Annotated in this window: 16 protein-coding genes (1 of these 16 only partly in view); 11 read left to right on the top strand and 5 right to left on the bottom strand. The window is 45.4% G+C overall.

Going from position 1 to position 13073, the window contains the following annotated elements; genetic code table 11:
* From ACUUHJ_RS28250 to ACUUHJ_RS28215, 8 genes are all read left to right on the top strand, one after another.
* Positions 1–1063, top strand: partial view of a tetratricopeptide repeat protein gene (locus tag ACUUHJ_RS28250; protein WP_472300624.1) — the 3' portion only. It extends 581 nt beyond the left edge of the window; the window shows 1063 of its 1644 coding nt (coding positions 582–1644); the start codon falls outside the window, past its left edge; the stop codon is at positions 1061–1063.
* A gap of 64 nt (positions 1064–1127) precedes the next feature.
* A complete protein-coding gene (trxB, locus tag ACUUHJ_RS28245) occupies positions 1128–2087 on the top strand; it encodes a thioredoxin-disulfide reductase (protein WP_289674826.1) in 960 nt (319 codons plus the stop codon).
* A 235-nt stretch (positions 2088–2322) separates the two neighbouring features.
* The gene (gene rapZ / locus ACUUHJ_RS28240; protein WP_015893489.1) at positions 2323–3204 is read left to right on the top strand and encodes an RNase adapter RapZ; all 882 of its coding nucleotides are present in this window, start codon (positions 2323–2325) and stop codon (positions 3202–3204) included.
* 78 nt (positions 3205–3282) lie between these two features.
* Positions 3283–4293, top strand: a complete 1011-nt coding sequence (locus ACUUHJ_RS28235) for a gluconeogenesis factor YvcK family protein (protein WP_372679164.1) — start codon at positions 3283–3285, stop codon at positions 4291–4293.
* A gap of 8 nt (positions 4294–4301) precedes the next feature.
* Positions 4302–5249: a DNA-binding protein WhiA gene (whiA, locus tag ACUUHJ_RS28230; protein ID WP_015893487.1), complete on the top strand. Its 948-nt coding sequence runs from the start codon at positions 4302–4304 to the stop codon at positions 5247–5249.
* 49 nt (positions 5250–5298) lie between these two features.
* Positions 5299–5556 (top strand): HPr family phosphocarrier protein, encoded by a 258-nt coding sequence (locus tag ACUUHJ_RS28225; RefSeq protein ID WP_015893486.1) that lies wholly within the window; start codon positions 5299–5301, stop codon positions 5554–5556.
* Positions 5557–5683: 127 nt separating this feature from the next.
* Positions 5684–5866 (top strand): hypothetical protein, encoded by a 183-nt coding sequence (locus ACUUHJ_RS28220; RefSeq protein ID WP_472300623.1) that lies wholly within the window; start codon positions 5684–5686, stop codon positions 5864–5866.
* Positions 5867–5882: 16 nt separating this feature from the next.
* Complete coding sequence (locus ACUUHJ_RS28215) at positions 5883–6068, top strand: H-type small acid-soluble spore protein (RefSeq protein ID WP_015893484.1); 186 nt, start codon at positions 5883–5885, stop codon at positions 6066–6068.
* Positions 6069–6162: 94 nt separating this feature from the next.
* Here the strand turns inward: ACUUHJ_RS28215 and clpP are convergent, their stop codons facing one another.
* Both clpP and ACUUHJ_RS28205 read right to left on the bottom strand, forming a co-directional pair.
* Complete coding sequence (gene clpP / locus ACUUHJ_RS28210) at positions 6163–6765, bottom strand: ATP-dependent Clp endopeptidase proteolytic subunit ClpP (protein ID WP_007720441.1); 603 nt, start codon at positions 6763–6765, stop codon at positions 6163–6165.
* Between the two features lie 131 nt (positions 6766–6896).
* Entirely contained in the window at positions 6897–7118 is a 222-nt protein-coding gene (locus tag ACUUHJ_RS28205) for a hypothetical protein (RefSeq protein ID WP_026043328.1), read from the bottom strand.
* Between the two features lie 215 nt (positions 7119–7333).
* On the opposite strand from ACUUHJ_RS28205, the gene ACUUHJ_RS28200 reads away from it, so the two are divergent.
* Together ACUUHJ_RS28200 and ACUUHJ_RS28195 are read left to right on the top strand one after the other, a co-directional pair.
* On the top strand, positions 7334–7807 hold the full coding sequence (locus ACUUHJ_RS28200) for a copper amine oxidase N-terminal domain-containing protein (RefSeq protein ID WP_472300622.1): 474 nt from the start codon (positions 7334–7336) through the stop codon (positions 7805–7807).
* A 216-nt stretch (positions 7808–8023) separates the two neighbouring features.
* A complete protein-coding gene (locus ACUUHJ_RS28195; protein WP_472300620.1) occupies positions 8024–9259 on the top strand; it encodes a branched-chain amino acid ABC transporter substrate-binding protein in 1236 nt (411 codons plus the stop codon).
* 252 nt (positions 9260–9511) lie between these two features.
* On the opposite strand, the gene ACUUHJ_RS28190 is transcribed toward ACUUHJ_RS28195, so the two are convergent.
* Both ACUUHJ_RS28190 and ACUUHJ_RS28185 read right to left on the bottom strand, forming a co-directional pair.
* Positions 9512–9646: a DUF4023 domain-containing protein gene (locus ACUUHJ_RS28190; protein WP_015893478.1), complete on the bottom strand. Its 135-nt coding sequence runs from the start codon at positions 9644–9646 to the stop codon at positions 9512–9514.
* 35 nt (positions 9647–9681) lie between these two features.
* Positions 9682–11550 carry a PAS domain-containing sensor histidine kinase gene (locus tag ACUUHJ_RS28185; protein WP_289674821.1) on the bottom strand — a complete coding sequence of 623 codons (1869 nt, stop codon included), beginning with the start codon at positions 11548–11550 and terminating at the stop codon, positions 9682–9684.
* Between the two features lie 193 nt (positions 11551–11743).
* Between ACUUHJ_RS28185 and ACUUHJ_RS28180 the strand changes: the two genes are divergently transcribed.
* The gene (locus ACUUHJ_RS28180) at positions 11744–11902 is read left to right on the top strand and encodes a hypothetical protein (RefSeq protein ID WP_015893476.1); all 159 of its coding nucleotides are present in this window, start codon (positions 11744–11746) and stop codon (positions 11900–11902) included.
* A gap of 60 nt (positions 11903–11962) precedes the next feature.
* On the opposite strand, the gene ACUUHJ_RS28175 is transcribed toward ACUUHJ_RS28180, so the two are convergent.
* The gene (locus ACUUHJ_RS28175; protein WP_015893475.1) at positions 11963–12973 is read right to left on the bottom strand and encodes an ABC transporter substrate-binding protein; all 1011 of its coding nucleotides are present in this window, start codon (positions 12971–12973) and stop codon (positions 11963–11965) included.
* Positions 12974–13073: the final 100 nt, after the last annotated feature.

Raw genomic sequence — 13073 nt, 5'->3', positions numbered from 1 at the left:
ATCTCTCGCCTACTATTATGCTGGAGAATTCGAGAAGGCGATGGAGACAATTGAACAGACGTTGGATAAAGAAGAAGGAAACCTGCATGCACTGTGCAATTTGGCGGTTTTGCTCTCTCATCACAATCAAACGGTAGAGTTGTTGAGCTTGATTGACACGCTGAAAAAGGTTGTTCCGTTCCATCCGGAAAATACCTATAAGCTTGCAACAACAATGGGAGTGCTCGGCCAGCATGACGAAGCGTATTTCCATTACCAACGCATGCTTCGAAATGGACGACCACATGAAGCGTGCACGTATCATTATGCTGCAATCTCAGCCTATTTGAGTGGGAAAAAGGATCAGGCACTGCGCTGGTGGCAAAAAGCCAAACAGTTAGATCCAGAAGCAGGAATCGCAGATCAATACATTCAAATGGTAAAAAACGAACAGGAAGGGGAGACTATAAAACCAATCCCCTACCAATACAATACGACCCAACGGGATGTTTCTTGGGAGAAGGCTTCATTTACGGGAGTGGAAGATTTTAAAACAGACCCGATGATCCGGGCCTCCCTTCTCTGGGCATTGCAGCATGGACGCGATGAAGTGAAATTCGCGGTGCTGCAAACATTGTCTCTGATTGGAGACGATGAAGCTGAAACTGCAGTCCGTCAATTTTATTACCAGACGGATAACCAGCAGCTGCAAAAGTTGGCTTTGCTGGCTTTGGCTGATATGGGTGCAGATATGCCGGAAGGAACTCCTGAAGGATCGAATGGTTCACCGACGACGGAAGATCAAAAGAGCAGTATAGAAGAAGGCATAAGCCATTATTTGCTCTCGCAGGGCAAGCAAGAGGCTGGAGAATGGTGCCTAGATGTATGGCGCAAGCATCATGAATATGCCCAAAGTCGTGTACAAGTGCGAAAAGAAGTAGCGTGGGTCGCAGCATTAGAATATGTATACGGAACGATAACGAACGAAAAACAGTCACAAGCCCTTCTAGCTCAAAAATATGGCATTTCTGCCGCAACCTTGGCAAAGTGCGTCAAAGTTTTGTCGACACTTGATTTTAAATAGATTATTACATTATAATTAATTTAAATAAGGAAACAGAACTGTGTGAGACGAGGAGGCAACAAGCATGAGCGATCAAAAAGTTTATGATGTGATTATCGCCGGAGCTGGCCCTGCTGGAATGACGGCTGCTGTATATACATCCCGTGCGAACATGAGCACATTGATGCTGGAGAGAGGGATCCCAGGCGGTCAAATGGCGAACACGGAAGATATCGAGAACTACCCAGGCTTCACCTCCATTCTTGGCCCTGATCTCTCTACAAAAATGTTTGAGCATGCACAGCAATTCGGTGCGGAGTATGCTTATGGTGAGATCAAGGAAATCCGCGATGAAGAGCCGTACAAGCGCGTTATCACGGGTGACAAGGAATACTTGACCAAATCTGTTATTGTGGCAACTGGTGCAGAGCATCGTTTGCTCGGTGTACAAGGCGAAAAAGAATTGTCCGGCCGTGGTGTATCTTACTGCGCGGTATGCGACGGTGCATTTTTCCGCAATAAAGAGCTGGTGGTTGTTGGTGGAGGAGACTCCGCGGTAGAAGAAGCAGTGTTCCTTACTCGCTTCGCTTCCAAAGTGACAATCGTACACCGTCGTGATCAGTTCCGTGCACAGAAAATCCTGCAAAAACGCGCTTTCGATAACGAAAAAATCGAAGTGATTTGGGATACCGAACTAAAAGAGATCCGTGGTGAAGGCAAGGTACAAGCGGTTCTCTTGCAAAACACCAAAACAGGTGAACAAAGAGAATATCCGGCAGATGGAGTGTTCATCTATGTAGGTATGGACCCATTGACTGCAAGCGTACGTCCCCTAGGCATCACCAACGACGCAGGCTACGTACTGACAGACGAAAAAATGAACACCAAAGTAAAAGGTGTTTTTGCAGCAGGCGATGTACGCGAAAAAATGCTGCGCCAAGTCGTGACAGCAACTGGAGACGGTTCGATCGCTGCTCAATCTGCTCAGCATTATGTAGAAGAGCTAAATGAAAAGCTAAAGGAACAAAATGTCACAATCTCTTAACCTGCTTGTAACATGGGTGAAATAATTCAAGTGTAATCTATAGACAATGAATTGACCCCCTTATCTATATAAACAATTGTTGCGTGGCTGGCATTCAGTCACGCATCTTTTTTTCTAAAATAGCTTGTACGCCTGTAGAGGACGTCATTGGAAAAACAGGGGAAGCGGTTCAAAAAGGTGCGAATAAGGTCGACAATATGGTATGCTATTGTCAGAATCGTAGGAGGCGAGTTGCGTGACGGAATTGGGAAACGACAAGGCCATGAATCTCCTGATTATTACCGGAATGTCAGGTGCGGGAAAGACAGTTGCTGTACAAAGCTTGGAGGACCTGGGCTTTTTTTGTGTAGACAACCTGCCCCCTGTACTGATTCCCAAATTTGCTGAGTTGGTTAAACAGTCTGGTGGGAGTATTGAGCGAGTCGCATTGGTGATTGACTTGCGAGGGCGTGAGTTTTTTGAAAATCTAGCCGTAACCATGGAAAGCCTCAATCAGATGAATGGACTATCTTACCATATCCTTTATCTGGATGCGAACGATCAGACATTGGTTTCTCGCTATAAGGAAACACGCCGCAGACATCCGCTTTCTCCGAACGGTTCGCCTTTGGAAGGAATTCACGCTGAACGCCGCTTGTTGGAGGAAATGAAGGGCTGGGCGCATCAGATTATCGATACGAGTCAAATGAAGCCAGTTCAGCTTCGAGAAAAAATCATCAACCAATACGGTCAACAAGGATCACCCCTTACGATTAATGTATTATCGTTTGGTTTCAAATACGGCGCACCGATAGACGCTGACTTGATGTTCGATGTCCGTTTTTTGCCCAATCCGCATTATGTGGAGGATTTGCGTCCGAAAACAGGATGTGATCCAGACGTGGCAGAGTATGTGATGCAGCACAAGGACACAAAGGAATTCTTAGAAAAGCTTACAGACTTTTTGGGGTACACCCTACCGCATTACCAGCGAGAAGGAAAAAGTCAACTTGTGATAGGAATCGGATGCACCGGTGGCAAGCATCGCTCGGTCGCCATTGCAGAACATTTGGGAGAAGCCTTTGGCAAAGATTTTTCTGTCCGTGTCAGTCATCGAGACATGGAAAAGAACAAATGAGCATAAGATGGCAGGAAAGACTGAAGCGTGCTTAAAAAGCCACCTGTGGTATATGTATTAGAAATAATGAGGTGACATATGCCTACTAAGGGAGTCGGGAGGCTACAGTCAAGGCCATTACGGATAGTCGTTATTGGCGGAGGAACGGGTCTGTCCGTCCTTCTACGCGGTTTGAAGCACGAGCCAGTGCATATTACAGCGATTGTGACGGTAGCAGACGATGGGGGAAGCTCTGGACGTTTGCGAGAAGAAATGGATATGCTTCCACCTGGCGACATTCGAAACGTCTTGACTGCTCTGGCCGATACAGAGCCGTTGATGGAAAAAGTCATGCAATATCGTTTTTCCACAGGCACGGGATTAGCCGGGCATAATTTGGGAAATCTATTACTTGCAGCGATGAACGAAATCACTGGAGATTTTGTCACCGCAGTCAAAACATTAAGTGGGGTTTTGGCAGTGCGTGGAGATGTATTGCCAGCTTCCACGCAATCGATTCAGTTGAAAGCGGAAATGACAGATGGATCTCTCGTAATCGGAGAATCCCAAATACCGTTGACTGGCAAAGAAATCAAGCGGGTGTTCCTTGATCCAGAGGATGCTGTTCCTCTGAGAGAAGCCCTAATGGCGATTGCCGACGCGGATGCCATTTTGATTGGGCCTGGCAGCTTGTACACGAGCATCCTGCCCAATTTATTAGTGCGAGGGTTATTTGAAGCGATTACATGCGCACAAGCCCCAAAAATCTACATTTGTAACGTCATGACACAACCAGGGGAGACAGACGGTTTTTCTGCATCCAGGCACGTGAATGTCATGTATGAACATGTAGATAAACCATTTCTGGATACGATCATTGTCAATTCAGCCGAGCTGCCTACCCATGTGTTGGACAAATACGCGGAAAAAGGAGCAGCTCCTGTCCGATGTGACTCAAAGCGATTGCGCCAACTCGGTCTGCATGTAGTGGCGAAGCCGTTAGTCACATTTGAGGACGGATACCTACGTCATGATGCACATGCTGTCAGCAAGCAGGTTGTGTCACTTGTCAAACGAAGACGGAAGGTGCTGAAGATAGAGAAGGAGTAGTGAAGTCGATGTCATTCGCCGCGCATACCAAAAAAGAGCTTACCATGATGGAGGGTGCCGATTGCTGCAGCAAGGCAGAGCTCTCAGCCTTGATTCGGATGAATGGGAGTCTGCAGTTTGGAGCCGGACGACTGGTGCTGGATGTGACGACAGAGAACGCGGCGATTGCCCGACGCATTTACACGTTAATTAAGAGGTTGTTTCAGATACACGCTGAATTGCTAGTTCGCAAAAAAATGCGTTTGAAAAAAAACAACGTCTACATTGTGCGTATTCCGAATAAGGCCAATGAGATCTTGCAAGACTTGGGTATCATGGATCAAAGCCTGTCGTTTATCCCAGGAATCGCTCCAGAGATCGTGAAAAAGTCATGCTGCCGCGCTGCTTATTTGCGGGGGGCTTTTTTGGCGGGGGGATCTGTGAATCATCCAGAGGCATCCAGCTATCATCTGGAGATTTTCACTTCCTATCAGGATTTTTGCGAAGCATTGACCAAGATCGCCAATCGGTATAAACTAAATGCCAAGTGCATCGAGCGGAAAAAAGGGTATGTTCTCTATATTAAAGAAGGCGAAAAGATTACAGAGTTTTTAAGCTTGATAGGGGCTCATCAGGCCCTTCTGTATTTCGAGGACGTCCGAATTGTAAAGGACATGCGGAACTCCGTAAACCGTTTACACAATTGTGAAATCGCCAACATAAACAAAACGGTGAATGCAGCCACCAGACAAATGGAAAATATTCAGCTCATCGATCAAGAGATGGGTTTGGAGAATTTGCCAAAACGTCTACGCGAGGTCGCGGAGCTTCGAGTGGCTCATCCTGACATCAATTTGAAAGAATTGGGCGAGATGGTGCCGAGCGGAGTAGTGAGCAAATCGGGCATTAACCACCGCTTGCGAAAAATTAACGAAATCGCTGACAAAATACGAGAAAAACAAAATATTTCGATGTAGATGCATGTTATACTAAAGGATAATAGTCTACAAGTAAGGAGGTCCGTTCATGGTTCAACAGCAGGTCGTGGTTCAGTTAAAGACCGGTTTGCAAGCTCGTCCAGCAGCTTTTTTCGTACAGGAAGCTAACCGTTTTGCATCGGAAGTATTCGTAGAAAAAGGCAACAAGAAGGTCAATGCGAAAAGCATCATGGGTATCATGAGCCTCGCAATCAGCTCTGGAACGGAAATTACCATTTTGGCAGAAGGGCCGGATGCCTCCCAGGCAGTCAGCAGCCTTACGAATCTGGTAAGCAAAGAAGAATAGAGTCACGAGAGACACTTTTCCCTTAAGGGAGGTGTCTTTTTTTGTTGGTTATCTTGATGAATATGTATCAATTCACTTCGGGCAGGGCATTTCTAACCATGTATATTGCATGAAGGAGGAATGAGACATGAGTAACCGTGATAAGTGTTACGAAGGCCGCGATTGTTATGATATGGACATTGATCGGATGGTGAATGAGGGACTGGGGGGCGGAGTTGTTTCCGACCAAAACGGTCTGATTGAAGAAACGACTGTAGATACGATGACAGGGGCTACGTCAGCCAAGCAACCTCTTGACGATGACCAATAGAGGGAGTCAGTCACTTATGAATGTAACAAGAGCACAAGCCATCATGAAATCCGACGACCATATCAAGGTAGAGTACGATGGACAAGCCGTTTGGATCGATGCTGTAGACGAAAAAACGTCAACAGCACGTGTACATGAGGAAAAAAATCCAGGGCATAGCCGAACAGTCTATGTCAGTCAGTTAATGGAAGTATCACAATGATTCATCGAAAAAGCCGAGCAAACCCCTAGTCTGCTCGGCATAAAAAAACACTCGGCCGGTAGTTCAGGCACGAGTGCTTTTTTTACGACAGCTCTTATTTTTTCGAAGACGGTTCGGACGTGATGACTTTGTCAATCAATCCGTACTCTACTGCTTCAGCGGCAGAGAGGAAGTTGTCGCGATCGGTATCCTTTTGGATGCGCTCCAAAGGCTGTCCAGTACGTTCAGCCAAGATGGTGTTCAGATGATCACGCATCTTCAAGATACGTTTTGCGGCAATCTCAATGTCGCTCGCTTGTCCTTGTGCGCCACCCAATGGTTGGTGGATCATGACTTCACTGTTTGGCAGAGCAAAGCGCTTGCCTTTTGCCCCAGCAGCCAGCAGGAATGCTCCCATGGAAGCAGCCATTCCGATACAAATGGTGGATACATCAGGCTTGATGAAGTGCATAGTATCGTAAATTGCCATACCAGCAGTAATAGAACCGCCTGGGCTGTTTATGTACAAGTGAATGTCTTTCTCCGGATCTTCCGCCTGAAGGAACAACAACTGTGCCACAACGATATTGGCTACGGTGTCGTTGATTGGGGTTCCCAGAAAGATGATGCGGTCTTTGAGCAGGCGAGAATAAATATCGTAAGCACGTTCCCCGCGGTTTGTCTGTTCAATGACGGTTGGAATTAAATTCATATGCATCTAGTCTTCCTCCTCTCTTTGTAACAATATCATACACAAAAGGTCAATGAAGGTCAAACACATAAGTGCGCGCCCTCACTACCATGTTTGCCAAATTCCCTTTGTCTAAACCTACTCGAAAAAGAAAACATTCATTCCTTGGAATTCTCATCGGCCTCGGTTAAATCGACGGCGAGTTTCAGCGTGGCTTTCATCTTTTTTCCCTTGATAATCGTATATTCATCGACTTGTTTGGCTTGCAGTTGATTGATGGCTTCCGCCAGCTCCTGTTGATCTTTGTATGGTTCAATGGTCAATAAGCATTCTTCATCACTGGCCTCTTGATAAATGAGAAAAAAACGTTCCCCTGCCATAGCAAGCCTCACTTTCGAAAGTTATCCACAATGTTATGCACAGGTTGTGCACAAAAACATTTGTTCGTGGGATATTTATTTTTTTTCCTAGTCTTGTCATGTTTGGAGAGAGAATTACATAGGAAATGTATGGGATAAAAAAGAAGGAAAAAGTTGATTTATGTCGAATCATACAAAATTGGAATTCATTTCATGATATTTAAGGGGTGTTTATTATGCTTCGCAAGTTTTCTACAATGATGCTGACAGCAGCTCTTCTAACAGGAAGTGTAGCGGCAACGGCTGCGTTTGCCAAAACTTCTCCTGCTCCTGCACCAGCTGTACAACAAAAAATCAAAGTTCAGCTAAACGGCAAGGAGTTCCCATTCCCACAAGAAATCGTTACTGAAAATGGTGTTGCGTATGTGAATGCGAGCACATTGGCAATTGCTTTGGGTGGTTCTGCAGCATGGGATAGCACGACAAAATCTCTGTTGGTTGCCAAAGACAACAAGTACGCTCTGCGTATGTACGAAAACCAAAACTTTGCTTATAAAAACGGCAAAGAAACGAGTGTAGCAAATCCGCCACGTCCAGTGACGGGTGCAGTGCTCGTGCCTCTCGTATTCATTGCTCAAGAATTGGGTGCGACAGTAGAGTACGATGCAAAAACGCTCACTTACAAGCTGAGAATTCCAATTAATTCCTAATAATCAATGGGATACTTCTCATAAGGATAGCCACTTCTATAACGTAGAAGTGGCTATTTGCGTTAATACTACATGTGTACACCTCTATTAGCAGACAGCAATAGAGGCTTTTGATTGACTCTTCTCTCAATGATTTCTATTGCAAATTTTCTAAAATATCCTACAATAAGATTGTGATTCATAGTTTGCTCATAAATAAAGAGGGGGATTTTTGCTATGAAAAAACAGAAATCATTGTCGATACTGGCTGCAACATTTGCTCTGAGCACATTGCTCGCGGGCTGCGGTGGTGGTGCGGGGACTGGTAGCCAAAGCGCGACGCCACAGCCGAGCAACAATAGCGGAGGAAGCACGGGCGGTGCAAGTGGTGCTACTGAGAAGCTCGTTGTTGCTGTAGTTGGTCCGATGTCTGGTCAGTATTCTGATTACGGAAGCACAGCAAAAGCTGGTGCTGAATATGCATTGAAAGAAAAGGCAGAGGCATTCAAAGCACTTGGCTTTGACGTTCAATTGTCCGCTCAAGACGACCAAGCTGACCCGAAACAAGGGGTAGCAGTCGCACAAATGTTGATTTCGAATCCTGATGTAGTCGGAGTAGTAGGCCATGCTACAACAGGTGCTTCGATCACAGCAGCAGCGCAATACGAGCAAGAGAAGCTCGTAATGGTATCTCCTTCCGCAACGGGATCAGATTTGACAGAGCAAGGCAAACAGATCGTACACCGCATTTGTGCGCGTGATGATCAACAAGGCTCCAAGGCTGCGATTTTTGCCAAAAATCAGTTGAATGTAAAAACGGCATTCGTTATGCATGACAAGGCTGCTTATGGACAAGGTCTTGCGGAAGAAGTGAAAAAGCAATTTGAAAAAGACGGCGTACAAGTTCTCGGCTATGAAGGGGTAACAGCAGGCGAGAAGGATTATAGTGCGATCATCACCCAAATCCTTGCGAAAAATCCAGAGATGATCTACTTCGGTGGGTACTACTCTGATGCAGGGATCATCGTGAAACAAGCGCGTGAAAAAGGCTTCAAAGGTGTCTTCATGGGTGGCGATGGCTACGACTCCGCTGACATGGTGAAAATTGCTGGTGCGGAAAATGCCAATAACGTAGTCTTTACTTCTACGGTTGGCGATATTGGTGCTACCGAAGACGGCAAGAAATGGATCACAGACTTCGAGAGCGCGACTGGCAACAAAGTAGGGATCTTCACTTCGTTTGGTTATGACTCCATGGGTGTTATGCTGAACGGTTTGGAAGAAGCGATCAAAGCAAACGGCGGCAAAAAGCCAACGCGTGAACAAGTGCTGGAAGCGGTTCACAAAACCAAAGATTACAAAGGCAAATTCGTTAACGTAACATTCAATGAAAAAGGCGACAACGACTTTGCTTCCGTATACGTGTACAAGTATGAGGACGGAAAGAAAGTATTCATGGGTGAAGCGAAGTAATTCTTCATTATGAATAAGCCGTTTGGGACATACTACGTTTGGCATGAATACCAGAATGAAAAGGAAGGGATTCTGATGTCAAACAATCGAAATACGAAGAATGGCGGAAACCAAGGACACAGCAGCAAGACCCAAGGCACCCAGAAGCAAAAGTCCGAAAGAGATCGTAACCTGAATAAACAGGATCCACAATAACAATGACAAAAGCCCACTCGTTTTAGCCAAAGGAGCTAACGGGTGGGCTTTTGCTTGTTAAATACCTTGCTTACTAGGCAACCGCTTTTCGGGATGACCATAGCCCTGATGCTGTCTGCTTCGTAGGTTTTTCGCTTGGGATTCGCGAATTTTGGCCACGAACTCACTCGTGCTCATTTTGGTAAAATCCATAGGGCACCTCCACTGATGATGAGATGTACACCTTTCTAGGATGACCCAATTTGGTCATGTACAATCGGCAGTGTTATCTCTACCATTGTACCTTCGTGCTCTCTGCTTTTAATTTCCAGGCTGCCGTTGTGGTCTTTCATGATTTTGCTGCTGATCATGAGGCCGAGGCCAGTTCCGTTTTCTTTTGTCGTGAAAAAGGGGGCACCCAGCTTGTGAATCATTTCTTCAGAGATTCCACAGCCAGTATCTGTGAGCGTAATGAGCACCTGATGATTATCTTTTAGGGTGGTGGTAATTACAACCTCACCATGTCCATCGATCGCTTCGATAGCATTTTTAATGATGTTGATAAAGACCTGCTTGAGTTGGTTTTCTTCTCCCGCAATCATTGGATGGTAAGCAAATGCGGTCCGAAAATCGATGTTTTTCAAATTTGCTTCCGATCTCAAAAGTGTCAAAACGTTTTCCAGTAACGGGATGAGCGGAAGAGGCTTGATTTGAATGCTATGAGGCTTTGCTAAGACTAGCAATTCACTCACAATAAAATTGATTCGGTCTAGTTCAGAGAGCATGATGTCGGCGTACTGCTGGTTATCATTCATGCTCGGATAAAGAAATTGGATAAAGCCCTTCAAAGATGTGAGCGGGTTGCGAATCTCATGGGCGATTCCAGCAGCCAGCTCTCCAATCACAGACAGCTTCTCAGCCTTCCGTAATAGTTCCTCGTTATGTCGCCGTTCTGTAATATCCCGCGAAACAATGATAAAGCCATCACAATCTCCCGTTTTCGTCAGGATGGGGGCACCCTTTGATTCGAGAACGATCCATTTGTTATTTTTCGTCTGGAAACGGAATTCGCATATCTTTGCTTCCTTGGTCGCCAGCAAGTGATGAAAGTGGTCAATGACAGTTTGGCGATCTTCGGGATGAATCTCGGCAAAGGTGAGCTGACGGCAATGTTCACTCGTTTCGATTACGCGTGAATGTGAAGGGGAGAGATAGAGGATATCCCCGTTTTTGTCCGTAATCAGAATAAGATCATCTGTGTATTCTGAGATGATTTTGTTCGTATTTTCACTTTTAAATAAGGCGGCCTCTGAGTATTTGCGTTCTGTGATATTTCGTGAGACTAACATGATGTTTTGGACGTCTCCTACTGCGTTTAAAATGGGGATACCGCGTGTTTCGAAGGAGACCTCGTTTCCATTCTTATCCAAATAGCGCGTCTCGAAATGAACGGGTTGTTTCGTTGCCATGATCTCTTGAAATTTGTCCCGGAACATAGGGATATCCTCTGGATGTGTGAGCTGCAGATTGTTAAGGGAAGTAACCTCGGCTGGAACAAATCCCAATTGCTCGATGGATGGGGAGGCATAGATGCGTCGCATGGATAAATCATAAATCGTCACGATATCCTGGGTATGATCGATGAGGAGACGATATTTGGCTTCGGTTTGACGCAAGGCCTCTTCAATTTTTTTGCGGTCGGAAATGTCACGGGTAATGCAGGAAGCACCAATAATTTTTCCCGTTTCGTCTTTGATTGGAGCAGCTGACAGAATGACATCCATCTTCGTGCCATCTTTTCGCTGCCTGATGGTTTCGTAATTGGTTAGTAATACACCCATGCTCCTGACCGCATCAAATAACTGTTTGGTCTCGCTCTTGTACTCTTCTGGAATAAAGCAGAGCGGTGAAGCGTAAATCTCCTCCATGGACCAACCGTAGTATTGCTCAAACGCATGATTTACCAAGACGATATTGTTATCGAGATCACTAATCGAGATGGCATCCGTCGTAAAATGAAAAAATGCTTTTAATATTTGATCTGGAAATAACACTTGTGTGATTTCCTTTTTTGAGCGTTTCTTTTTCCATAAGAAAGGGGTTTTAAGCTTGTTCATCAGATTCCCCCGCATAGTCTATCAAGTATTTGAGTGAGATAGCATTGTCGTAACTATTCGAGATATAGGAGCCATTTTCCTATCAAAATTTGGAATAGTTTGTTATTCTATAATGAATTGGTTATGCCTGAAGGTTCTGACTCGCATGGAAATCAGCTATAATAAGAGTTAGAAAAAAGTCGGGGGTGTATGCATGACAACGGGTTTTATCGTTGCGTTGGTGCTCATTTTTATTGTCATCATCGGTGTGACGATTTTGGTTACAAACAAAGCATATTCACGTAAACCTGAACAAATAGATCCGATTCTGCCCAGTAAGGATACTGCTGGAAGTAAGGAACTCGATCAATAATGCCAGCAGGCAAAAGAGCAGGAGTGGTTATCTCAACCACTCCTGCTTTTTTTTTATAGCCTACAGTTTGGAGAAACGCTCTACGATGTCATCAACAAGCAGTTCGGCAGAAAGGATACCGCCGCCTACGTTCCAGATCACTTCGTCAACTTGGAATGCCTTATTGTTTTTCGCGACATTCAGCTTTTGATAGAGTGGATCTTTCATCCATTCCTCGGTGTATTTATTCGCAGATCCATCACCGGAATAATCGCCGATCCAGTAAAACATGACGTCGCCATCCATTTCGGACATGAGCTCTTTGGGGATGTCTTTTTTGAACTCATCGATGTCTTGGGAGGCTGGTCGAGCAAACCCGAGCTGGCTCAGAACAACGCCAGAGAAAGTGTCTTTCAAGTAAAGACGAGTTTTGCCAGCTACGAAACGAACCACAGAGACTTTCATCTTCGTCTTGTCACCCAGTTTTCCTTTTGCATCCTCAATCTTCTTATCGAAATCAGCCATCAGCTTGTCGCCTTCAGCTTTTTTATTCAGCGCTTCGGAGTAAAGGGCAAAGTTGATTTTCCATCTGCCTACGAGATCCTCGGAGAAGACGGTTGGAGCAATCGCGGAAAGCTGAGCGTATACTTTCTCTTGCCCTTGGCGTCCTTTCGTTCCCAGAATCAGGTCTGGCTTCAGGCTGGCGATCAGCTCGACGTTTGGTTGATTCTCGTCACCCAATTCAACTGCATCCTTCATTTTTTCTTTAATATGTGGATGCCATGGGTCACCGGGTTTGCCGAGGCCACTCATGACAGCCCCAACTGGCGTAATCCCTAATGCGAGAACAGCCTCTGTGCTTTCACTGGTGAGAGTGACGACACGTTGAGGAGTTCCTTTTATTTTTGTTGACCCCATAAAGTGTTTTACTTCTCTCTCTTCAGACGCTGCCGGTGCTGATGGAGTTGTTGACGCGGCTGGTGTAGAAGAAGACGAGTCGGATGAAGGCGTTGCCTGTCCTCCGCAACCTGTTACGAGCATGACAGCGGAAAGCATAGCCCCGAGCATCAAACGCAGGGAAGTTTTGCGCATGATGGAAAATCCCCCTTTAATTGATAATGATTATCATTTTTCTTCACTACTTTATATGCTCATATGACAATGTGTCAATATATTTTTTGGAACGAGAGGA

It is taken from the genome of Brevibacillus schisleri (assembly GCF_055685845.1).
Note: the sequence above shows the minus strand (reverse complement) of the source record. Positions and strands in the feature narration are given on the sequence as shown.